The 19768-nt window shown below is 67.5% G+C and carries 20 protein-coding genes; 13 read left to right on the top strand and 7 right to left on the bottom strand.

Annotated elements, in window-relative coordinates:
* Positions 1-370 precede the first annotated feature (370 nt).
* Positions 371-1114 carry a 3-oxoacyl-[acyl-carrier-protein] reductase gene (fabG, locus tag VGT00_17375; GenBank protein HEV8533199.1) on the bottom strand — a complete coding sequence of 248 codons (744 nt, stop codon included), beginning with the start codon at positions 1112-1114 and terminating at the stop codon, positions 371-373.
* Between the two features lie 112 nt (positions 1115-1226).
* On the opposite strand from fabG, the gene VGT00_17370 reads away from it, so the two are divergent.
* Positions 1227-1724: a polyhydroxyalkanoate synthesis regulator DNA-binding domain-containing protein gene (locus VGT00_17370; GenBank protein HEV8533198.1), complete on the top strand. Its 498-nt coding sequence runs from the start codon at positions 1227-1229 to the stop codon at positions 1722-1724.
* Positions 1725-1950: 226 nt separating this feature from the next.
* Here VGT00_17370 and VGT00_17365 read toward each other — a convergent pair whose 3' ends face one another.
* On the bottom strand, positions 1951-2400 hold the full coding sequence (locus VGT00_17365; protein HEV8533197.1) for a hypothetical protein: 450 nt from the start codon (positions 2398-2400) through the stop codon (positions 1951-1953).
* A gap of 359 nt (positions 2401-2759) precedes the next feature.
* Here VGT00_17365 and VGT00_17360 point away from each other — a divergent pair, with 359 nt between their 5' ends.
* The 11 genes from VGT00_17360 (at position 2760) to VGT00_17310 (ending at position 14401) form a co-directional block, all read left to right on the top strand.
* Positions 2760-3245: a M48 family metalloprotease gene (locus VGT00_17360; GenBank protein ID HEV8533196.1), complete on the top strand. Its 486-nt coding sequence runs from the start codon at positions 2760-2762 to the stop codon at positions 3243-3245.
* Complete coding sequence (locus tag VGT00_17355; GenBank protein HEV8533195.1) at positions 3242-4759, top strand: long-chain fatty acid--CoA ligase; 1518 nt, start codon at positions 3242-3244, stop codon at positions 4757-4759. Before VGT00_17360 ends, VGT00_17355 begins: the two co-directional genes overlap by 4 nt.
* A 12-nt stretch (positions 4760-4771) precedes the next feature.
* A complete protein-coding gene (locus tag VGT00_17350; protein HEV8533194.1) occupies positions 4772-6565 on the top strand; it encodes a long-chain fatty acid--CoA ligase in 1794 nt (597 codons plus the stop codon).
* 1 nt (position 6566) lies between these two features.
* Positions 6567-7331 (top strand): SDR family NAD(P)-dependent oxidoreductase, encoded by a 765-nt coding sequence (locus VGT00_17345; GenBank protein ID HEV8533193.1) that lies wholly within the window; start codon positions 6567-6569, stop codon positions 7329-7331.
* A 47-nt stretch (positions 7332-7378) separates the two neighbouring features.
* Positions 7379-8383: an alcohol dehydrogenase catalytic domain-containing protein gene (locus tag VGT00_17340; GenBank protein ID HEV8533192.1), complete on the top strand. Its 1005-nt coding sequence runs from the start codon at positions 7379-7381 to the stop codon at positions 8381-8383.
* 63 nt (positions 8384-8446) lie between these two features.
* Positions 8447-9256 (top strand): alpha/beta hydrolase, encoded by an 810-nt coding sequence (locus VGT00_17335; GenBank protein ID HEV8533191.1) that lies wholly within the window; start codon positions 8447-8449, stop codon positions 9254-9256.
* A 10-nt stretch (positions 9257-9266) separates the two neighbouring features.
* On the top strand, positions 9267-10028 hold the full coding sequence (locus VGT00_17330) for a glucose 1-dehydrogenase (GenBank protein HEV8533190.1): 762 nt from the start codon (positions 9267-9269) through the stop codon (positions 10026-10028).
* Between the two features lie 65 nt (positions 10029-10093).
* Complete coding sequence (locus VGT00_17325) at positions 10094-11818, top strand: DUF1800 domain-containing protein (GenBank protein ID HEV8533189.1); 1725 nt, start codon at positions 10094-10096, stop codon at positions 11816-11818.
* Positions 11819-11823: 5 nt separating this feature from the next.
* A complete protein-coding gene (locus VGT00_17320; protein ID HEV8533188.1) occupies positions 11824-13089 on the top strand; it encodes a DUF1501 domain-containing protein in 1266 nt (421 codons plus the stop codon).
* Positions 13090-13099: 10 nt separating this feature from the next.
* Positions 13100-13966, top strand: a complete 867-nt coding sequence (locus VGT00_17315) for a DMT family transporter (protein ID HEV8533187.1) — start codon at positions 13100-13102, stop codon at positions 13964-13966.
* 162 nt (positions 13967-14128) lie between these two features.
* Positions 14129-14401: a hypothetical protein gene (locus VGT00_17310; protein ID HEV8533186.1), complete on the top strand. Its 273-nt coding sequence runs from the start codon at positions 14129-14131 to the stop codon at positions 14399-14401.
* Here the strand turns inward: VGT00_17310 and VGT00_17305 are convergent.
* The 5 genes from VGT00_17305 to VGT00_17285 form a co-directional block, all read right to left on the bottom strand.
* Positions 14398-15123 carry a DUF2071 domain-containing protein gene (locus tag VGT00_17305; GenBank protein HEV8533185.1) on the bottom strand — a complete coding sequence of 242 codons (726 nt, stop codon included), beginning with the start codon at positions 15121-15123 and terminating at the stop codon, positions 14398-14400. The two genes, VGT00_17310 and VGT00_17305, sit on opposite strands and share 4 nt — an antisense overlap.
* 12 nt (positions 15124-15135) lie before the next feature.
* Positions 15136-15501 (bottom strand): preQ(1) synthase, encoded by a 366-nt coding sequence (gene queF / locus VGT00_17300; protein HEV8533184.1) that lies wholly within the window; start codon positions 15499-15501, stop codon positions 15136-15138.
* 9 nt (positions 15502-15510) lie between these two features.
* On the bottom strand, positions 15511-16812 hold the full coding sequence (locus VGT00_17295; GenBank protein ID HEV8533183.1) for an ImmA/IrrE family metallo-endopeptidase: 1302 nt from the start codon (positions 16810-16812) through the stop codon (positions 15511-15513).
* A 160-nt stretch (positions 16813-16972) separates the two neighbouring features.
* Complete coding sequence (locus VGT00_17290) at positions 16973-17455, bottom strand: hypothetical protein (protein ID HEV8533182.1); 483 nt, start codon at positions 17453-17455, stop codon at positions 16973-16975.
* 195 nt (positions 17456-17650) lie between these two features.
* Positions 17651-18535: a DMT family transporter gene (locus VGT00_17285; protein ID HEV8533181.1), complete on the bottom strand. Its 885-nt coding sequence runs from the start codon at positions 18533-18535 to the stop codon at positions 17651-17653.
* A gap of 29 nt (positions 18536-18564) precedes the next feature.
* On the opposite strand from VGT00_17285, the gene VGT00_17280 reads away from it, so the two are divergent.
* On the top strand, positions 18565-19644 hold the full coding sequence (locus tag VGT00_17280) for a DUF933 domain-containing protein (protein ID HEV8533180.1): 1080 nt from the start codon (positions 18565-18567) through the stop codon (positions 19642-19644).
* The last annotated feature ends 124 nt before the right edge of the window (positions 19645-19768 follow it).

Below are 19768 nucleotides of genomic sequence, written 5' to 3'. Positions count from 1 at the left end.
GCTCTGCGATGCCGGTCGCTGCCCCACCTACATGGTCTTCAAGGACCACAGCCACCATTCGCAAAACTATTCGGTCGGAACGACCGACACGTCCGTCAGCGGTCCGATCCTCGAAGTCCTGCGGAAGGTGAAGTGAATCGGCGTCGATGCTGATGTCAGCAACGGGTCATTGATCGGGATAGGGGGACGCCTCGCGGCGCCACCCCTCCCACACCACTGTGCCAAGGCAAGAGCCTGAGCCACGGCCGGCTCTGACCGAGAACGGGTTTTATGTTATCTCGCTCATCAGCAGGAAGGGCGCGAGCCTCAGGTAGGGCTCGCGACGCTGCACCTCAGCTCGAAGAGCGGGCCCGTCTCAGCTCGAACTGCCCTACATGAACAGGCCGCCGTTGATGGAGAGCTCCGCCCCCGTGATGTAGTCCCCGTCGCTCGAGCAGAGGTAGACGCAGGCCCGCGAGACCTCGTCCGCCTTGCCGAAGCGGCCCATGGGGATCTGGCCGAGCAGCCTCTGCTGCACCTTCTCGGGAATGCCCGCCACCATCTCGGTCTCGATGAAGCCCGGGGCCACCGCGTTGATGGTGATGCCCTTGGCGGCCAGCTCCTTGGCGAGCGACTTCGTCATGGCCGCCACTCCCGCCTTGGAGGCGGCGTAGTTGGCCTGGCCGAAGTTGCCGATCTGGCCGATGACCGAGGTGATGTTGACGACGCGGCCCCAGCCCCGCTGCAGCATCTGATCGATGAAGACCTTGGTGCAGTTGAAGACACCGTCGAGGTTGATGGCCAGCACCTTCCGCCAGGAGGCGTGATCCATCTTGACGAAGGTCTTGTCGGAGTTGATGCCGGCATTGTTGATGAGGATGTCGACGTGTCCGAATTGCTTGAGCACATCCTGCGCCATCCGGTACGTGTCGGGATAGTCCGCCACGTCGGCCTGGGCGAGCATGGCCTTGCGGCCCATGGCGTGGATGCGCTCGACGACTTCTTTGGCCGCGCCCTCGCTCGACACGTAGTTGACGGCGACGTCCGCGCCCTCTTGGGCCAGGGAGAGGGCGATGGCGCGCCCGATGCCGCGGGAGGCGCCTGTGACCAGTGCCGTGCGTCCCTTGAGCTGCATTGCGTGGCCTCCTGACTCTCGTGGCTGCGCGGGGGGTCGATTCGGAGCGTGAGTATAGCAGAGGGAGGGACGGCGCCTTGAGGCGCTTGACGCGGGGTGTTAGACTTCAGGCATGTCGTATGTCATCAAGCGGTACTCGAACCGCAAGCTCTACGATACGCAGGAGAGCCGCTACGTCACGCTCGAGGAGCTCGAGGAGCTGATCCGCGCCGGCAAGGAGATCTCCGTCGTGGATGTCTCGACCGGTGAGGATCTGACCTCGGTCACCCTCGCCCAGATCATTCTCGAAAACGAGCGGAGCCACCGCGCCGGCCTTCCCACCGCATTTCTCCACCAGCTCATCAAGCACGGCGAGGCCTGGCAGGACTTCGTGCAGAAGTCGTTGAAGTCGAGCCTCGAGGGAGTCATGACGAGTCAGCGCGAGGCGGATCGCGTCCTTCGCGACTGGGCCGCGCGGTCAGGGTGGCTGCCGGCCCCGCCGGCCGAGACCAAGGCCGACAAGAAGGCCGAGCCGACTCAGGATGCCGAGGCCCTGCGCCAGGAAGTGTCCTCACTGCGCGAGCAGCTCAGGGCGCTCGAAGACCGCCTCGAGAAGCGGCGAGAAAAGTAGTTCGAGCTGAACGTCGGCCGGGGCCGCAGGGCCAGGGCGGCGTGAGGCGAGGGCTGAGACAAGACGTTCGAGCTGAACGTCGGCCGGGGCCGCAGGGCCAGGGCGGCGTGAGGCGAGGGCTGAGACAAGACGCTCGAGCGCTGAGTCAAATAGCTCGAGGGCTGGATAAGAAAAAGGCCGGGCTTTCAAGCCCGGCCTTTCGTCTTTCGAGTGCTGCCGTGGCCGTTCAGGCCAGAGGCGAGTAGAGCGACTTCACCCGGCCGGTGACCTGGGCGAAGGTCGCCTGGATCTCCTTGCCCGTCTGCTCCGCTGTCGCCTGCAGCCGCTCCGCCGAGCGCGTCATGGCCTGGGCGTTCGACTCGATGATCTTGAAGGCCTTCTGCGCGCCCTCGACCGACTGCAGCACGCCCTTCTGGTAAAAGGTGAAGGGGTCCCGCGGCGCATCCTGGATCTCGCTCTGGCGGCTCAGGAGATAGTCCTGACCCTCCTTGAGCGCCTCCACGGCCGAGGACTGCAGCTCGGCGTAGAGCCGCACGCCTTCCTTGGCGGTGCTGGCGGAGAGATCCACCAGGTCGCGCAAGATCTTCTGATTGGCCTCGGCGACCATCGAGAAGGCCTCCACGGCCCGGCCCGTCATGTGAGCGAACAATTCGTTGCCCTGCATCGTCGTCGTCATCACCAAGCTCCTCCTTGCATCACGTGATCGGCCATCGCAGCATCGGACCCCGGCGGGGCCCTTCCACGGGACGATAATAACGCTCTGCGTTATGGCAGTCAAGACTTTTATCGCGTCGCGTTATGTCTCCCGTGGTATACGGTTCTGGCCGCATCGGGCCGTCCTAAGTAGTTGAAAGAAAGAGGCTCATGAGATTGCTGGTACTCGTCTCGTTATGCCTATTGCTCGTGGGGTGCGCTTCCTCTCGAAAGCCTCAGCTCCGCAGTCCCAGCGGCCCGGAGGAGACCAAGCTCCGTGATGCCCTGGCGCCTTTGCTGGCCGCCTCAGGGATCTGGCATGGTCCTGAAGACGGCTGCGCGGTGGCGCTGGGCATCGAGACGCTTCGGGTCATCGATCTGGGTGTGGGCGCGCACCCTCGCTGCAAGTTCGGCCTGGTGGTGACCACGGGGGCTCTGCGAAGCCTCGATCTGGACGAGCTCCGGACGGCCCTTGCCCATGAGATTGGCCACGTGCAGCTCGGCCATGTCAAAAGCCGCGAGGCGAGGCGACAGGTCGAAGCGACAGGATCCGCCAAGGGCTCACCGATCGAGTCGGACGACGGCCAGGCGCTCGGCCGCCGTCGAGCCTATGATCGGCAGGAAGAGCTCGCGGCCGACCGCTATGCCGTGGAGCTGCTGGACAAGCTGCCGGGAAGCCCCGGGCGTGGCTGCACGAGGGTGATGACCCTCATCGAGCGACTCGACCTCGAGCGCCTGGCGCCCATGTGGTCCCACTGGCTCGATACCCATCCGACGCCCGGGGCACGCCTGGCGGCGCTCCGCGAGCTCTGTCCCAAGACCCCATGACCCTGGCCCGCCTCGGCGACGAGAACATCAGGCGCTTCGGCGAATACGACGCGCTCGCCTTCGCGGGACGACGGCTGACCAATGTCGACCAGCACCGGGCGGGGTGCCGCGTGGCCCATGCCCTCCGACGTCTCGGGGTGGAGCCCGGCGATCGCGTGGTGGTCATGCTGCCCAACTGCCCCGAGGTCATCCAGAGCTATGGCGGCATCCTGCGCGTGGGCGGCGTCATCGTGCCCGTGATCTTCCTGCTCGGCGAGGAGGAGGTCACGCACATACTCGCCGACTCGGAGGCCAAGGTCGTCATCACCTCCTCGGACATGGTCTGGAAGGTCGAGAAGCAGGTGGGGAGGCTGGCGAGTCTCCAGCACGTGCTGCTCGTGGACGGCGGCGGGCAGGGGACGATGCGCTCCTTTGCCGAGGAGATCGCGGACGAGGCCGACCGCTTCGAGGCGGTGCCCCGCCGGCCCGATGAGATGGCCGTCATCCTCTACACCTCGGGCACCACGGGCGTGCCCAAGGGCGTCGCGCTCTCGCACGGAAACCTCGAGTCGAACGCGCGCGCGGCGGCCAGCCTCTACGAGCTGGACCGGTCCGAGTGGGCGGTGGCCGTGCTGCCCCTGTCACACTCCTATGGCCTCACGGTCATGAATGCGGGTCACATCCTCGGCACGCGCGCGGCGTTGCTGCGATGGTTCAATCCCGAGGAGGTGCTCACGACCATCCAGGAGTTCCGGGCGGTGTCCATGTCGGCCGTGCCCACCATGTTGATCTACCTCCTGAACTATCCCGAGGCCGGGCGGTTCGACACGTCGACCATGCGCGTCTGGGGCTCCGGAGCCGCCCCGCTGCCCGCGGAGATCGTCGAGCCCTTCGAGCGCAAGTTCGGCGGAAGAGTCCTCGAGGGCTATGGGCTGACGGAGGCCGCGCCCGTGGTCTCGGCTCATCGGCTCTCCGGCGCGCGAAAGCTCGGTTCGGTCGGCCAGCCCATTCCCGGAGTCAGCGTGAGCATCCATGACGAGGCCGACCGGATGCTGCCGGTGGGCGAGGTGGGAGAAGTGTGCGTCCAGGGACCGAATGTCATGGTCGGCTACTACAAGAATCCCGCGGAGACGGCCGAGACGCTGCGGGGTGGCTGGCTGCACACGGGCGACATGGGGCGCCTCGACTCCGACGGCTTTCTCTATATCGTCGAGCGCAAGAAGGACCTCATCATACGTGGCGGCTTCAATATCTATCCCCGCGACGTCGAGGAGGCGCTCTACGCCCATTCCAAGGTGGCCGAGGCCGCCGTGGTCGGGATGCCCGATCCCTTGATGGGCGAGGAAGTCCTGGCCTTCGTCGTGATCAAGCCCGGAGAGACGGCCGCGCCGGCGGAGATCATCGCCTTCTGTCAGAGCCGGCTCGCCCGGTACAAGAGCCCGAAGGAAGTCCGGATCGTGCCGTCATTGCCCAAGAGCCCGATCGGCAAAATCCTGCGTAAAGACCTCCGGAATGAGGCCCACACACCGTCGTGAGGGGGACACGCCATGGCTGATCAGACACTGGCACGCATGTTCTGGAATCGAGTCGAGCTGGGCGGAAACAAGCCAGCCCAGCAGCTCAAGCATGGTGGGGCGTGGAAGACGCTGACCTGGCGCGAGGTGGGGGAGATCGTGCGGGAAATCTCCGCCGGGCTCGTGGCTCTGGGGCGCCGCCGCGGCGAGGCGGTGGGCATTCTCTCGGGCAGCCGGGCGGAGTGGGTGCAGGCCGACTTCGCGATCTTCACCGCGGGCTGCGTCACCATCCCGATATACCCAACGTATCCGCCGGACCTCATTCAGTACATCGTCAATGACGCGGGCGTGAAGACCCTCATCGTCGAGGACCCGACCCAGCTCGCGAAGGTGCTCGAGGTCGACGTGGCCATGCCGGGACTCGAGCAGATCGTGGTGATCCAGGGCTATGAGGGCAAGGAGCCCTCGCCGCGTCTCTTCACCTGGGAGGCCCTCCGGCGCCTGGGGCGGGAGCGGAGCGAAGCGCTGAAGGCCGAGCTCGCGGCTCGCGTGGCGGACACGGCGCCCGACGACGTCGCCACCATCGTCTACACCTCGGGCACCACGGGGCCGCCCAAGGGCGTGGTCCAGACGCACGGCAACCACATCTCCGCCCTCGAGTCGGCGGCCCACACCACCAGCATCGCGGAGGGCGATGTGCACCTTCTCTTCCTGCCCCTGGCGCATTCCTTCGCGCGGCTCGAGTCCTTCATCGGCGTTCACCGCGGGCTGTGCACGGCCTTCGCGGAGAGCATCGACAAGCTGCGCGAGAATCTGCCCGAGACTCGCCCGCACTTCATCTGCAGCGTCCCGCGCATGTTCGAGAAGGTCTACGCAGGCGCCCTCGCCAAGGCCGACGGAGGCTCGCCCATCAAGCGCAAGATCTTCTGGTGGGCCGTCGGCGTGGGCAAGGAGGTCTCGCGCCTCAAGCAGGCCGGGCGACCCGTGCCGGCCGGGCTGGGCGTGAAGTACGCCATCGCCCACAAGCTGGTGTTCTCGAAGATGCACGCGGCGCTGGGCGGCCGGCTGCGCTTCGCGGTTTCGGGGGGGGCGCCCCTCTCTCGCGACATCGCCGAGTTCTTCCACGCCGCGGGCATCCTCATCCTCGAGGGCTACGGCCTCACGGAGACGTGCCCCGTCCTCACCAACAATCGCGAAGACGCCTTCAAGTTCGGCTCGGTGGGCAAGCCCATGCCCGGCGTCGAGGTGAAGATCGCGCCGGACGGCGAGATCCTCGGCCGTGGCGGCAATATCGCCAAGGGGTACTTCAAGAAGGCCGAGGCGACTCGCGAAGTCTTTCTGCCCGACGGCTGGTTCGCCACCGGCGACATCGGCCGCTTCGACGAGGACGGCTTTCTCTTCATCACGGACCGCAAGAAGGACCTCATCGTCACGGCGGGCGGCATGAACATCGCGCCCCAGAACATCGAGAACCTGCTCAAGGCCGACCCCTTCATCAGCCAGGCCATGGTCCACGGCGACCGCCGCCCCTATCCCGTGGCCCTGATCACCCTCAACGCCGAGGAGCTGACGAAGTTCGCGCGCGACCAGGGCATCCTGGCCGCCGAGCCGGCCGTGCTCGTCAAGCATCCCAAGATCCTCGAGCGGGTGCAGCGCACGGTCGATGAGAAGAACTCCGAGCTGCAGTCCTACGCCAAGATCAAGAAGTTTCTCGTCCTCCCGGAAGATTTCACCGTGGAGAACGGGGCGCTCACGCCCACCCTCAAGGTCAAGCGGAAGGTGATCAGCGACAAGCACCGGGCGGCCCTCGATTCCCTGTACGCATAGGATGGCCCTCGAGGCCCTCCGGCTCGACGGCAAGGCGGCCATTGTCACGGGGGCGAGCCGCGGCCTCGGCCGTGCCATGGCCCTCGCCCTCGCCGAGGCGGGCGCTGATGTCGCCCTCGCCGCGCGCGCGGAGGCGGAGCTGGCCGAGACCGCGCGCGGAGTCGAGCGGCTCGGCCGGAAGGCCTTGATCCTGCCCACCGACGTGACGGCCTATGATCAGGTCGAGGCTCTCGTGGAAAGCGCGGCCCAGGGCCTCGGACGTCTCGACATCCTCGTCAACAACTCGGGCATCGCCGGCGTCCGGCCCTTTGCCGAGATGGCGCCCGAGGAGTTCCGGCGCACCATCGAGGTCAACCTCGTCGGCGTTTTCAATGGCTGTCGGGCGGCGGCGGCCCGGCTCATCGCTCAGAAGTCGGGCAAGATCATCAACCTCGCCTCCGTCCTCGGAGTGGCGGGACTGTCCGGCTACGCCGCCTACTCCGCCTCGAAGGGCGGAGTCATCGCGCTCACGAAAGCCCTGGCCGTGGAGTGGGCGCGCTTCAATATCCAGGTCAATGCCGTGGCGCCCGGCTGGTTCGTCACCGATATGAACAGCGAGGCGTTTGCCGATTCCAAAGTGCGCGAGAGACTGCTCCGGGACGTACCCCTCAGACGGACCGGGAGAGTCGAGGAGATCGGTCCGCTCGTCATCTATCTCGCCTCGCCCGCCTCCGACTACATGACCGGCCAGACCATATTTCTCGACGGCGGCCACACCGCGGGTTGACGGGCGTGAACTTGCCGTGACTGAGGACAGCCGCTAGGATGAACGCCATGCAAGCCGCCGTCCTCCACGGACCCAGGGACGTGCGTGTCGAACCGCGCGCCCTGCCGCCGCCCGGTCCCGGCGAGGCCGTGGTGCGGGTGTTCGCCTCGGGCCTGTGCGGCACCGACTATCGGATCTGGAACGGCGATCGTGCCGTCGGCTATCCGCGCGTCATGGGCCACGAGTTCATCGGCGAGATCGTGGCCGTCGGCCCCGACGTCACCAACATCCGGCCCGGGCAGAAGGTCGCCGTCGAGCCCAATTACTCCTGCGGCCACTGCGCGCTCTGTCGCGAAGGCAACAGGAATCTCTGCCTCTCGCGCACCGCCATCGGCATCGACGTGGACGGCGGCTTCGCGGGGCAGGCGCGGCTGCCCGCGCGCTGCTGCTGGCCCGCCCCGGCCGAGATCAGCGACGATCAGCTCCTGCTGGCCGAGCCGCTGGCCGTGGTCGTCCGTGCGGTGGGACGGGGCGAGACCCGGAGCGGGGAGACGGCGGCCGTGCTCGGGATGGGAGCGCTCGGGCTTCTCGCTATTCAGGTGCTGAAGTCCAGGGGGCTCAAGGTGCTCGCGGTCGGACGCACCGATCGGCGGGAGCGTCTCGCGCGTGAGCTGGGCGCCGACGAGTTCACGACCACGAGCTCGGGCCGCGCTCCCGAGGTCGCGCGGGGATTTTCTGGCCGCGAGGGGGTGGATGTGCTGATCGAGACGGCCGGTACGGGGGCGGCCGTCGAGCAGGCGCTCGAGCTCGTGCATCCCGGGGGCCGGCTCGTCCTCACCGGGCTCCCTCACGAGCCGTCGACGGTGAGCTTCTTCGGCGTCGTGCGCCGCGAGCTCACGATCATCGGGTCCATGATCTACCAGCAAGAGTTCCCGGAGGCCGTCCGACTCCTGTCCACGGGCGTGGTCAAGGTGGACCGGCTCGTCACGCACCGCTTCCCCCTCGATCGAATCCAGGAGGCCTTTGCCGCGCATCGCTCGCCCGAGTCCATCAAGGTCACCGTCGTCATCTGACGCCGCCCATGGCCGTAGCTCCGCCTCCGCAGAGCGGAGAGCGGATCGAGAGGGTTGCCACGTATGCCTTACGCCACGCTGAACGGGATCCGCTTCCACTACGAAACGTCCGGGGAGGGCGATCCCATCCTGCTCATCAACGGGCTCTCCGCCCCCGCGGCCAACTGGCTCTTCCAGGTCAAGGGGCTGTCTCCCCACTACCAGGTCGTGACCTTCGACAATCGCGGGGTGGGGGAGACGGACATGCCCGAGGCGCCTGTGTATCCCACCTCCCAGATGGCCGACGATGCCGCGGCCGTGCTCGAGCACCTGGGCATTCCGCGGGCTCACGTCGTCGGTCACTCCATGGGCGGCACCATCGCCGTGGAGCTCGCCATCCGCCACCCCCAGCGAGTGCGAAGCCTCGGCCTGTGCGGCACCTGGGCGCAGGGCGATGGCCGCTTCCTGCACATCGTCCGATCCTGGATGGCCTTGTGGGGCGAGCTCGTTGCCGAGTCGCGCTTCCGCTATCTCCTCATGCCCTGGCTCTACACGCCCGCCTTTCTCGCCGATCAGGGCCAGGTGGACGCCGCCGTCAAGCGCGCGCTCGAGTACCCGTTCCCGACCAAGCCCGAGGCGATTCAACGCCAGGGGCAGGGCATCCTCGAATGGAACGGCTCCCGCCTCAAGGACATCAAGAAGATCCGCGTGCCGACCCTGGTGCTCGTCGGCCGGGACGACAACCTGACACTGCCGGCCTTCTCGCGCGTGCTCGCGGGCCTCATTCCCAAGGCGCAGCTCAAGCTGATCTCCGGCGGTCATGGCTTCACCATCGAATGCTGGGAAGCCTTCAACCGCGCCGTCCTGGGATTTCTCCAGACGGTGAAGCGCTGACTCTGAATTCATGCCGGGGAGACTTGAAGGCAAGGCTGCCCTGATCACGGGCTCGACCAAGGGAATAGGGCTCGGCATCGCGCGCGCGTATGCGCGCGAGGGGGCGCGCGTGATCGTGAACTCGCGAAGCGCGGAGGATTGCGCGCGCACGGCCCGCGAGCTGGGCGAGCGCGCCATTGCCATCGCGGCCGATCTCTCCCGCACGGACGAGGTCAGGCGCCTGGCCAAGGAATCGCGCGCCGCCCTGGGCGGTCGGATCGACATCCTCGTGAACAATGCCGGCCAGCCCCGCGTGGCGCCATCGGAGAGCCTGCCCGAGGCCGACTACCGCTACACGATGGATCTCAACCTGACGTGCTGTCTGGTCCTCACCCAGGAGATCGTGGGAGACATGCTGGCCGCCGGCGATGGATGCATCATCCACGTGAGCAGCATGAACGGCTCGGTGCCCTTCCCCGAGCGCCTGGCCTATTGCGTGTCCAAGGCCGGGCTCAACATGATGACCCGGGTGATGGCCATCGAGTGGGCCGCGCGCGGAGTGCGGGTCAATGCGATAGCCCCCGGGTATGTCGAGACCGATTTCATCAAGAGCCTCGCGGCCCGGGGCATCCTCGACCCGGACAAGCTCGCTCGGCGGACCCCCATGGGCCGCATCGGCAGGCCCGAGGAAATCGGCGAAGTAGCGGTGTTTTTGGCGTCATCCTCTGCTTCCTTCATCACCGGGGAGATCCTGACCGCTGACGGGGGCTGGTCGGCCTATGGCTATCTTTGATAGGGTGCCTGAAGGGGTGTAAACGAAGCGATACACCCCGCCGTCCTAGCTGGACAGGAGGCATCATGAGAGCACGCATCGGCAGGCTGCCCCTCGTTGCCCTCGCGGTCCTGGCCGGGTCCGCCTGCTCGAACGCGCCTCTGCACAAGCAAGCGGCGGTGCCCGCGGCCCCCCCCGAGCCTCCTCCGGCAGTGCGCGTCGCGCTCCCCGCGACCACCCTCACCGAAGAGCAACGGATCGTGCACGTGCTGAACCGGCTCGGCTATGGTCCACGGGCGGGCGACGTGGAGCGCGTGCGGCAGATGGGGCTCGCGAAGTGGATAGAGCGCCAGCTCGAGCCGTCGCGGATCCCGGACGAGCGCGTCGAGGCCGCCCTCCAGGCATTCCCGACCCTGACGAGAAGCGTGCCCGAGCTCGTCCTGGCCTACCCGGAGCCCGATCCGAAGCTCCTGGCCAAGGTCCAGTCCGGGGAGATGACGCAGCAGGAGATGCGGCAGATGGCGCCGCCGGAGAGACGCCCCTTCCGCATTCCGGCCGAGTTGCAGGCCGCCAAGCTCACGCGCGCCGTGATGTCGGAGCGACAGCTCGAGGAGGTCATGACGGACTTCTGGTTCAACCACTTCAACGTCGACGTCCGCAAGGGCGCGGTGAAGTGGATGGTGGCCGACTACGAGCGCACGGCCATCCGCCCCTACGCGCTCGGCAAGTTCCGCGACCTCCTGCTCGCCACGGCCCGTCACCCCGCCATGCTCTTCTATCTCGACAACTGGATGTCGACCCGCCCCGACCTCGTGGTGGTCTTTGGCCCGAACAAGGGCCGCAAGATGGGCCTGAACGAGAACTACGCGCGCGAGATCATGGAGCTCCACACTCTCGGGGTGGACGGCGGCTACACGCAGGAGGACGTGCTCGAGGTGGCCCGGGCCTTCACCGGCTGGTCCATCGAGCGGCCGCGCGAGAAGGGCACCTTCCTGTTCCAGACCGCCGCGCATGACCAGGGCGCCAAGAAGGTGCTCGGCCATGTCCTGCCCGCCTTCGGCGGCGAGCAGGACGGCATCCGCGTCATCGACATTCTTTCGCGGCATCCCGCGACGGCCCGGTTCATCGCGACCAAGCTCGTCCGGCGCTTCGTGAGTGACGAGCCGCCGCCCGCCCTCGTCGAGCGGGCCGCCCAGACCTTCCGCGATACCGACGGCGACATCCGCAAGGTCGTGGCCACCATCGTCTCGTCGCCGGAGTTCTTCTCGGCGGGCGCCTACGGCGCCAAGATCAAGAAGCCGATCGAGCTCGTGGCGAGCGCGGTCCGGGCCGCGGGCGGCGAGATCGCCCCGCCGGGCGAGCCGGGCAGCCAGCAGGTGGGCGGCGGTCTCGCGCTGGCCATGCAGGTGGCCAAGCTGGGCGAGCCCCTGTATCAGCAGCAGCCGCCCACGGGCTATCCGGACGTGGCGGAGGCCTGGGTCAATACGGGCGCGCTGCTGAACCGGCTCAACTTCGCCCTCGCCCTCGCGCAGAACCGCATTCCGGGCGTTCAGGTGGATCTCGGCCGCGCCCTCGGCACCGCCGACCGCCACAAGCCCCAGCAGGTTCTGGACGCCCTCCTCGCCTCGCTGCTCCAGGGACAGGTGAGGCCGGAAACGCGCACCGTGCTCGCCGCTCAGCTCGACAACCCGGAGATCATCCGCGCCACCCCCGACGACCGGAAGGCGGCGGGGGGCCGGCCAGCCGCGAATACTGATGTCGACAAGCTCGCGGCCCTCGTCCTGGGCTCGCCGGAATTCCAGCGGAGATAGGGCCCATGGACTGCCCCTGCACCCGACGCGCGTTCATGAAAGGCGGGGCGATGGCCCTGCTCGGTCTGGGTGCCATGCCGCGATTTCTCGTCCGCACGGCCCACGCACAGGACGCGGCCACCCGACCCAAGACCCTCATCGCGATTTTCCAGCGGGGCGCCGTGGACGGGCTGAGCATGGTTGTCCCCCACGGCGATCCCAACTACTACGGCTCACGCGGGAGCATCGTCATCGCGCGCCCGGGTGGCGGCCAGGGCAGCCTCGACCTCGACGGCTTCTTCGGACTCCATCCGTCCATGGCCTCGCTCAAGCCGATCTGGGATGACCGGCACCTCGCCCTCGTCCACGCCTGCGGGTCGCCGGACACCACGCGCTCGCATTTCGACGCGCAGGACTACATGGAGTCGGGGACGCCCGGGGTGAAGACCACGCCGGACGGCTGGCTGGCGCGGGGGCTGCAAGCCGCTCCCCCTGCGGGTGTCTCGCCATTCCGTGCCGTGGCCATGGGCTCACAGATGCCCCGGACGCTTCGGGGCGATATCGGCGCCATCGCCATGGGCAGCGCGGGCGATTTCGATGTGAAGCAGGGCATGGGGGGCGGGGGGAGCGGGCTCAATGCGCGCGCCGGCTTCGAGTCCCTCTACGAGAAGGGCGTCAAGGACATCCTGCACGGCACCGGCCGCGAAACCTTTGAGGCCGTCAAGATGCTCAAGGCGGCCAAGCTCGAGCGCTTCCAGCCCGAGAACGGCGCCCAGTATCCCCGGGGAAAGTTCGGCGACAACCTCAAGCAGATCGCCCAGCTCATCAAGGCCGACGTCGGGCTCCAGGTCGCCTTCGCCGACATGGGTGGCTGGGACACCCATGCCGCGCAGGGCAACGAGCGGGGACAGCTGGCAAACCGCCTCACGGAATTCTCGGACGGCCTGGCCGCGCTCTATCGTGATCTCGGGGATCGGATGGCCGACGTGGTGATCCTGACCATGTCCGAGTTCGGGCGCACCGTGCGTGAGAATGGCAATCGCGGCACCGACCACGGCCATGCTACGGCCATGCTGGTACTGGGCGGCGCCATCAAAGGGGGCCGCGCCTATGGGCGCTGGCCGGGACTGGCTCCGGAGCAGCTGTACGAGGGACGAGATCTCGCGGTGACGACGGATTTCCGAAATCTCTTCGCCGAAGTGGCGAGCCGCCACCTGGGGATTCCCGCTTCCGCGCCGCTCTTCCCAGGATTCCCGACGAATCCCTCGAAGTATCCCGGAGTGCTCGTGTAGACTCGGCCGCATGTGGGAGGCCCTGGCGCTGACGGCCGCGCTCTGCCAGGTGCTCCGGAACACGGTGATGAAGCGGCTGGGCCACGAGCTGGACGAGTACATGACGGTCTGGGGTCGCTTCACCTTCTTGCTGCCCTTCGCCGCGCTGTTCGTCCTGTGGCACGGTCCTCCGCAGATCGAGCCGGGATTCGTCTGGGCCTGCCTCCTCTTCGCTGTCTGCCAGATCATCTCGACCATGGCCCTGTCGAAGGCGCTCAAGCTCTCCCCGATCTCGATGGTGACCGCGCTCTGGAAGATCAGCCTGCTCATCCTGGTGGGGCTTGGCTACGTCACCCTCAAGGAAGAGCCGAATTTTATCGGGGTGGCGGGCATCCTCGTCAGCGTGAGCGGGGTGTATCTCCTGAACGTGCAGCGGGCGCACATCTCGTGGTGGGCGCCCCTCGCCGTGCTCTTCACGGATCGTGGATTGCGCTACACGCTCCTCGCTCCGCTCTTCTTCGCCCCGTCCGTCATCACCATCAAGTGGGCGATGCAGCTCTCCGATCCCTACATGGGCACGCTGGGCGGTTACCTCGCGGCCAGCCTCCTCGTCACCCCCGTCGTGCTCGTGACGTCACGGAGGTATTTCGTGGCCGTACCGCGCCACTGGATGGCCTTCGTGTCGTTCGGTCTCTTCGCCGCCCTGACCACGGTGACCCAGGGCCACGCGTATCTGCTGACCCTGTCCTCCTACGTCGAGGCCGTGAAGCAGGTGGAGATCCTCTTCGCCCTCGGCATCGGGGCCCTGATCTTCGGGGAGAAGCAGAAGGTGCGCGAGATCGTCCCCGGGGCCATCGTCATGCTGGCGGGCGTCGTGTTATTGTCGCTGGCGGCCTAGGTAGCTCGGAGGGGGGCTCCGCCCCCCTTCCGACACCTCCCCCCAAGAACAGCTTGCGCCGGCGAAGCCGGCGCTCGAAGCGGAACAGTTCCTGGTGAGTGCATGGGGATTTTGAATTACTCGGACGGTAGGTAATTTAACTCAACTGTTGGAGGTGACGGCATGACCAGACGCATGATCGCCCTCGGCTCCTGCCTCCTTCTCGCCTTTGTCCTGGCCGGCTGTGGACCTTCGACCAAGGAAGACATCGTCCTCAAGGCGAAGGATGTCAAGACGCGCGCCGCGCTGGAGAAGGCCCTGGGCAAGCCGGACGATATCAGCAAGCTCGGGCCCATCGAGAAGTGGACCTACAAGGCCAAGAACGGCCAGGTCACCTTCGTGCTGGTGGGCGACACGGTGACCATCGAGGCCACCGACTCCGAGAAGAAGAACTAGAGGCGCTCGGCGGAGTAGACCGACACTGCCGAGCCGGCGGCCAGGATGACGGAGGCGGGCTTCTCGCTGGACAGCAAGCCCCAGCCCGGTCCGTACACCGTTTCCGCATCGAAGTCGATGGTCCACGCGCGCACCGGGTAGACATCCCAGACGGGATGGCGCACCCGGTAGGCCACGGTGCGGCCGCGCCGGTCCCGGCCGAAGCCCCACTCGTGCTCCTTGAAGAAATGCTCGACGCTGTCCTCGGGGGGCCGGAAGGCGGGCTTACCGCCCGTGACCTCGATGCTCTGAGCCCGCCCGCGCCAGCGAAGCCGGCGTACCGTCACGATCCCCGGAGGCTCCTCGCCCACGCCGCTCTCGATGGGGGCCACGAGGTACGGCTCGTTGTAGAAGGCGCGGGCCACCCAGGCCACGACGGCCTGCGGCACGAACTCGCGGATGAAGACGACGCCGCGACGCTCCCCCCGCCGGACGTAGAAGCGAAGGTTCACCTCCGGGAATCTCGTGAAGCCCGGCCAGGGGACACCGAGAACCCGGGTGTCGAGGAAGTCGAAGGCCACGAGACTGGCGAACACCGCGCCGTCGCGCCGATCGAGCTCGAGACCCGCGGGCAGGTGAGGCTCGAGGAGGGCGGGCGCCACCTCCCAGGTGAGGATGGCGAGATTGGACCAGCGCGCGGTGAGGAAGGGCCGGCGCACGGTCTTCATGGGGACCGTGCTCATGGCCGCCCCCGCTCAGATCTCCGGCCGCTTGCCGTGCGCCACGCGAACGACCGTCTTGATCCCGCCGCGCACGCCGAAGCCGCCCACCACTTCGATCCACCGCGGGTTCGCCGCCGCCACGAAGTCATTGAGGATGCGGTTGGTCACGTCCTCGTGGAAGGCGCCCTCGTTCCGGTAGGACCAGATGTAGAGCTTGATGCTCTTGAGCTCGACGAGGTGCAGGTCCGGCACGTACCGGATGCGGATGGTGGCGAAGTCGGGCTGTCCCGTCATGGGGCAGAGGCACGTGAACTCCGGGATCTCGAGCGCGACCTCGTAGTCGCGGTCCGGGTGCGGATTCGCTACGACCTCGAGCTGCCTGGAGGGCTGGCTCGGCATGAGGGTATTCTACCGCCGGGGACCCGCGGTGCGGGAGCGCCAGATGGTGTCGCGCACGCGCTCGACGGTGGCCGCGGGCACCTGCTCGAGCAGCAGCACCTTGCTGCCCCGACGGTCGACCAGCGAGGCGCGGCCGCCTTCGCTCCACGTCGTGGCGCCTCCGCCTCCGGCCCGCATCTTGGCCGCGAGCCCTGGGTGCCGCCGGGCGACGAAATCGCGCAGGTGGCCGGCCAGGGTGGCCGCCATCTGCTCATCGCGCATCACGACCAGGCAGGCGATGAGAAAGTGCCCGCCCGCGTCCTCCCAGACCTGGAATCGATCTCCGCGCCAGCCCACGGCGGCGCGTCGCCCCTCGATCTCGCCCAGATGGAGCGCGATCACCGCGCCCAGCCCGAATTCGCCTACCTCGTCCTCGGACACGAGCGTCCCGCCCGGAAGCAGCCCGGCGAGGTCCGGGAGGTTGACGGCCACCGGGTCCTCGCGGAGCGAGCCGATGCGTTTGGCCGGGTCCATGATCTGCGCGGTGGAGCGGGGCGGATCGCGGTAGAGGGCGCTCATGGCCGACCAGGGGTGGGTCTTGCGAAGCTGGTACGCGAAGCCGACGCCCTCGAGATACGGGAAGAGCAAGAGGTCGCGGAGGAACTTGGGCGCCTTGGCGATCATGGGCCCGCCCGCACTGGTGGCGATGAGACCCTGGGTATTGGATAGATCAGGCAGCATCGTGATGTCCATGTTCTGGGCCTTGAGGAGGAAATCGATGGTCAGCGCCACCGCCTCGCCCTCGATCAGCGCCTGACGAGCGAGAAGCTGATCGCCCCGCCCCGGGTCAGGCGAGATGAAGCCCTCGAGGGCGATCTCACGATCCTGGAGGGCATGCACGAGCTCGTGGATGAGGGCGGCCCGCTGCTGCTCGGGGGGGAGCCAGTCGCCCACCACCATGACCTTCGCGCGGGGGTCGTAGTACGCGGAGATCTGCTCCTGCATGAGATCGAGGAAGAGCGTGCGCAGATCATAGTCCGCCGGGATCAGTCCCCAGGCGACCAGCGTCTTGCGCTCGGCCTCGATGCGCGCGGGGGAGTAGCGCCGGTTCATCTCTTGCTCCATGAATCGGCGATTGTCCTCGCGGGAGCGGAGGAGCACGGGGGGCGGGTTGCCCGGCGCGCTCATGCCCTTGAGCGCCGCGAGCTGCTGATAGATGGGCACGGCCAGGGCCTCGAGCGCTCGTGACGATTCGGACGGCTGGGCGTGAGACTGGGCGAGAAGAGTGGGCGCGCAGGCGAGGACGAGCAGGACCGCCCACAGGCGCCGCATGGGGCGATGATACCCCGCGGAGGGCAGGAAGACCGAAAGTCAGGTCCGGGCTTGGCCTCACCCGAGCGATCGAAGAGAGTTGAGGAAGAGGAGAGACCTGGCGCCGGAGCTCTGGTGCGTTCGAAGCGTCAGAGCTCCGGTGCCGTCTTCAGGACCTCGCTCAGCGGTAAGGCGGTGCCGGCGGCGCCGGTGGGACGGGGGCCGCGGGACTGGGCTCCCACACCCACTGGTAGGCGACGGTCACGCCGTCGCCGTACAAGCGATAGCAGCCGGTCGGGTAGCAGACGTCCCGCCGCACCGGCGCGGCATACACCTGGGTCTGCGGGTAATAGGTCGGCAGAGGCGCCACGTAGACGGGCTCCGGATAGACCGGAGCAGGGTACACGACTCGCGGGACCGAGGCCGCGACGATGGCCGAGCCGATGAGGAGACCGCCGATCACCGCGCCGGGGCCCCACCAGCCGTGGGCGCCGCCGCCACGCCAACCGTGGCCGCCGCCTCCATGCCAACCGTGGCCGCCGCCCCCACGCCAACCGTGGCCGCCGCGGCCATGCCAGCCGCCGCGCCCGCCGTCTGCGAAGGCGGGGGCGACAAGGCCGAGCGACAGAACGCCAATGAGCGCGAGACCGATGACCTTCTTCATGACCGTGGTCCTCCTGTCCGCCAGGCCCAGATTCATCGAGTCACCCTCTCGACCCGTGGAGCTTGGACGGGTCACCCCTTCCTCTTGTTCTCGAGGTATGCCGTCCCGGCGTGAAGAGGGCGTGTGTCGCGTGTAAAGAATTGTGAAGGGAGACGAGCTCTCCCGCCGGTGACCTTCCGTGCCCGCCCGTTCTCGCTAGCGCCGGGTCGTGAGGCCGATGCCGGCGGCCACCATGGCGGAGGCGAGCACGAGCTCGGGGGCCAGACCCTCGCGGCCGATGGCTGCGGCAATCAGCACGCCCCAGATGGGCGTCGACAGGGCCACCGTAGCCATCGCGCTGGGCTGGTAGATCCGCAAGAGCTTCGCGTTCAAGACGAAGTTGAATCCCCCGATGAGCGCTCCCTGGTAGAGGATGGACAGGAGGAGGCCGGCCGTCCAGCGCGTGGGCCGATCCACATCCCACACCAGGCTCATGAGGAAGAGTCCCGCGGCGCCGATGATCGACTGGTACATCATGAGGCGCACCGGGTCCACCCTCTGGACGGTCTTCGCGATAAAGACGGTGCGTTCGGCCAGCACGAGCGCGCTCACCGCGATGATCAGATCTCCCACGAGCGCCCCTCCCGTGCCCGTGAAACCGGGAGCGAAGAGGATGACCACGCCGCTGTAGGCGATCAGCACACCCACGAGCTTGCGCCCGGTGAGCCGATCGCCGGGAAGGAGGAAGTGGGCGAAGACGACCGTGTGGACCGCGTAGGAGTTCACCATGATGACGGCGTGAGCGGCGGTGGTGCGGTCGATGCCCACGTTCATGAGCGCGATCTGCACGACGCAGAGGAGGCCGAGAGACCAGATCGGCTTGCCCTGTCCCCTGGGAATCAGGAGAACATCGCGGCGCCCCGTGACGACCGCGTAGCCGAAGATGACGATGGCGCTGACGGCGAAGCGGAAGAAGGCCATGCGGACCGGAGCGACGTCGGCGAGACCGAGCTTGATGGCCACGGGATTGGCGCCCCAGAGTACGGCGAGGACGAGCGCCAGGATGGCGCCTTTGACATCGAGGGGGCGGTGTACGGGCACGAGAGCGGCTATGGTAGCATGAGGCCTCGATGAAGATCGGGCTCGTCGGCCTTCCCAAGAGCGGCAAGACCTCGCTGTTCAACCTGTTGACGGGCTCGGCGGTGGCCACGTCGTCCTTTGGCGCCTCGCGCGGCGAGATGCATGCCGGTGTGGCCAGGGTGCCGGACGAGCGCGTCGATCGCCTCTCCGCGCTCTTCAAGCCGAAGAAGACGACGTTCGCCACGTTCGAGGTTGTGGATCTCGCCGGCATCAGCAAGGGCGAGCGCGAAGGTCTCGATGCCAAGGAGTTCAGGAATGCCGACGCGCTGCTGCACGTGGTGCGGGCCTTCGCCGATGCCACGGGCTCCGCGTCCAATCCCAAGGGTGACATTGCCGACCTCGAGACGGAGCTGATCCTCGCCGACCTCGAGGTGGTGGAGCGGCGGCTCGAGCGCCTGGAGGCCTCGATCAAGAAGAAGCGGACGGATGCCGACGTCAAGGAGCAGTCCACCCTCCTCGAGATCAAGCCCGCCCTCGAGGCCGAGACACCGATCCGCGCCTTCCCCCTGCCCGATGACGATGCCCGGGTCATCCGAGGCTTCACGTTTCTCTCGCAGAAGCCCATCCTCCACTGTCTCAATCTCTCTGAGAAGGAAATCGACCGCGGCCCGAACCTGGTCGAGAGCTTCGGACTCCAGGAGGTCGCGGCCCGGCCCGGCACCGCCGTCGGCTGGGTCTCCGCGGTGATCGAGGCGGAAGTGGCGCAGCTCGCGGGGGAGGAGCAGGCGGCCTTCCTCGCCGACCTCGGGCTCAGCGAGCCCGCCATCAAGCGCGTGCTTCGCGACTGCTACGGGCTCCTGGGATTGCTCTCGTTCTTCACGGTGGGCGATGACGAGGTGCGGGCGTGGTCGGTGCCGCGGGGCACCCGCGCGCAGGATGCGGCGGCGGCCATCCACTCCGACATCGCGCGCGGCTTCATCCGCGCCGAGGTGGTGGGCTATAACGAGCTGGTCGGCGCCGAGGGCTCCATGGCGGCCGTGCGGGAAAAGGGCCAGTTCCGCTTGGAGGGCAAGGACTACGTCGTGCGAGACGGCGAGATCTGCCACTTCCGATTTAACGTAGCCAAATAGAAGTTCGAGCTGAACGCCGGCCGGGGCCGCAGGCCCAGGTCGGTGTGAGGCGAGGGCTGAGTTAAGTTCGAGCTGAACGCCGGCCGGGGCCGCAGGCCCAGGTCGGTGTGAGGCGAGGGCTGAG

The sequence above is a fragment of the Candidatus Methylomirabilota bacterium genome (genome assembly GCA_036002485.1).
Lineage (GTDB): Bacteria > Methylomirabilota > Methylomirabilia > Rokubacteriales > CSP1-6 > AR37.
Note: the sequence above shows the minus strand (reverse complement) of the source record. Positions and strands in the feature narration are given on the sequence as shown.

What these genes read in the sequence shown, in the direction of transcription:
- VGT00_17325 (HEV8533189.1), top strand. Translation starts at nt 10,094, where the DNA reads ATGAGAGCACGCATCGGCAGGCTGCCCCTCGTTGCCCTCGCGGTCCTG.
- VGT00_17345 (HEV8533193.1), top strand. Translation starts at nt 6,567, where the DNA reads ATGGCCCTCGAGGCCCTCCGGCTCGACGGCAAGGCGGCCATTGTCACG.
- VGT00_17295 (HEV8533183.1), bottom strand. Translation starts at nt 16,812, where the DNA reads ATGCGGCGCCTGTGGGCGGTCCTGCTCGTCCTCGCCTGCGCGCCCACT.
- VGT00_17280 (HEV8533180.1), top strand. Translation starts at nt 18,565, where the DNA reads ATGAAGATCGGGCTCGTCGGCCTTCCCAAGAGCGGCAAGACCTCGCTG.
- fabG (HEV8533199.1), bottom strand. Translation starts at nt 1,114, where the DNA reads ATGCAGCTCAAGGGACGCACGGCACTGGTCACAGGCGCCTCCCGCGGC.
- VGT00_17305 (HEV8533185.1), bottom strand. Translation starts at nt 15,123, where the DNA reads ATGAGCACGGTCCCCATGAAGACCGTGCGCCGGCCCTTCCTCACCGCG.
- VGT00_17365 (HEV8533197.1), bottom strand. Translation starts at nt 2,400, where the DNA reads ATGACGACGACGATGCAGGGCAACGAATTGTTCGCTCACATGACGGGC.
- VGT00_17310 (HEV8533186.1), top strand. Translation starts at nt 14,129, where the DNA reads ATGACCAGACGCATGATCGCCCTCGGCTCCTGCCTCCTTCTCGCCTTT.
- VGT00_17330 (HEV8533190.1), top strand. Translation starts at nt 9,267, where the DNA reads ATGCCGGGGAGACTTGAAGGCAAGGCTGCCCTGATCACGGGCTCGACC.
- VGT00_17315 (HEV8533187.1), top strand. Translation starts at nt 13,100, where the DNA reads ATGTGGGAGGCCCTGGCGCTGACGGCCGCGCTCTGCCAGGTGCTCCGG.
- queF (HEV8533184.1), bottom strand. Translation starts at nt 15,501, where the DNA reads ATGCCGAGCCAGCCCTCCAGGCAGCTCGAGGTCGTAGCGAATCCGCAC.
- VGT00_17355 (HEV8533195.1), top strand. Translation starts at nt 3,242, where the DNA reads ATGACCCTGGCCCGCCTCGGCGACGAGAACATCAGGCGCTTCGGCGAA.
- VGT00_17350 (HEV8533194.1), top strand. Translation starts at nt 4,772, where the DNA reads ATGGCTGATCAGACACTGGCACGCATGTTCTGGAATCGAGTCGAGCTG.
- VGT00_17335 (HEV8533191.1), top strand. Translation starts at nt 8,447, where the DNA reads ATGCCTTACGCCACGCTGAACGGGATCCGCTTCCACTACGAAACGTCC.
- VGT00_17320 (HEV8533188.1), top strand. Translation starts at nt 11,824, where the DNA reads ATGGACTGCCCCTGCACCCGACGCGCGTTCATGAAAGGCGGGGCGATG.
- VGT00_17370 (HEV8533198.1), top strand. Translation starts at nt 1,227, where the DNA reads ATGTCGTATGTCATCAAGCGGTACTCGAACCGCAAGCTCTACGATACG.
- VGT00_17290 (HEV8533182.1), bottom strand. Translation starts at nt 17,455, where the DNA reads ATGAAGAAGGTCATCGGTCTCGCGCTCATTGGCGTTCTGTCGCTCGGC.
- VGT00_17340 (HEV8533192.1), top strand. Translation starts at nt 7,379, where the DNA reads ATGCAAGCCGCCGTCCTCCACGGACCCAGGGACGTGCGTGTCGAACCG.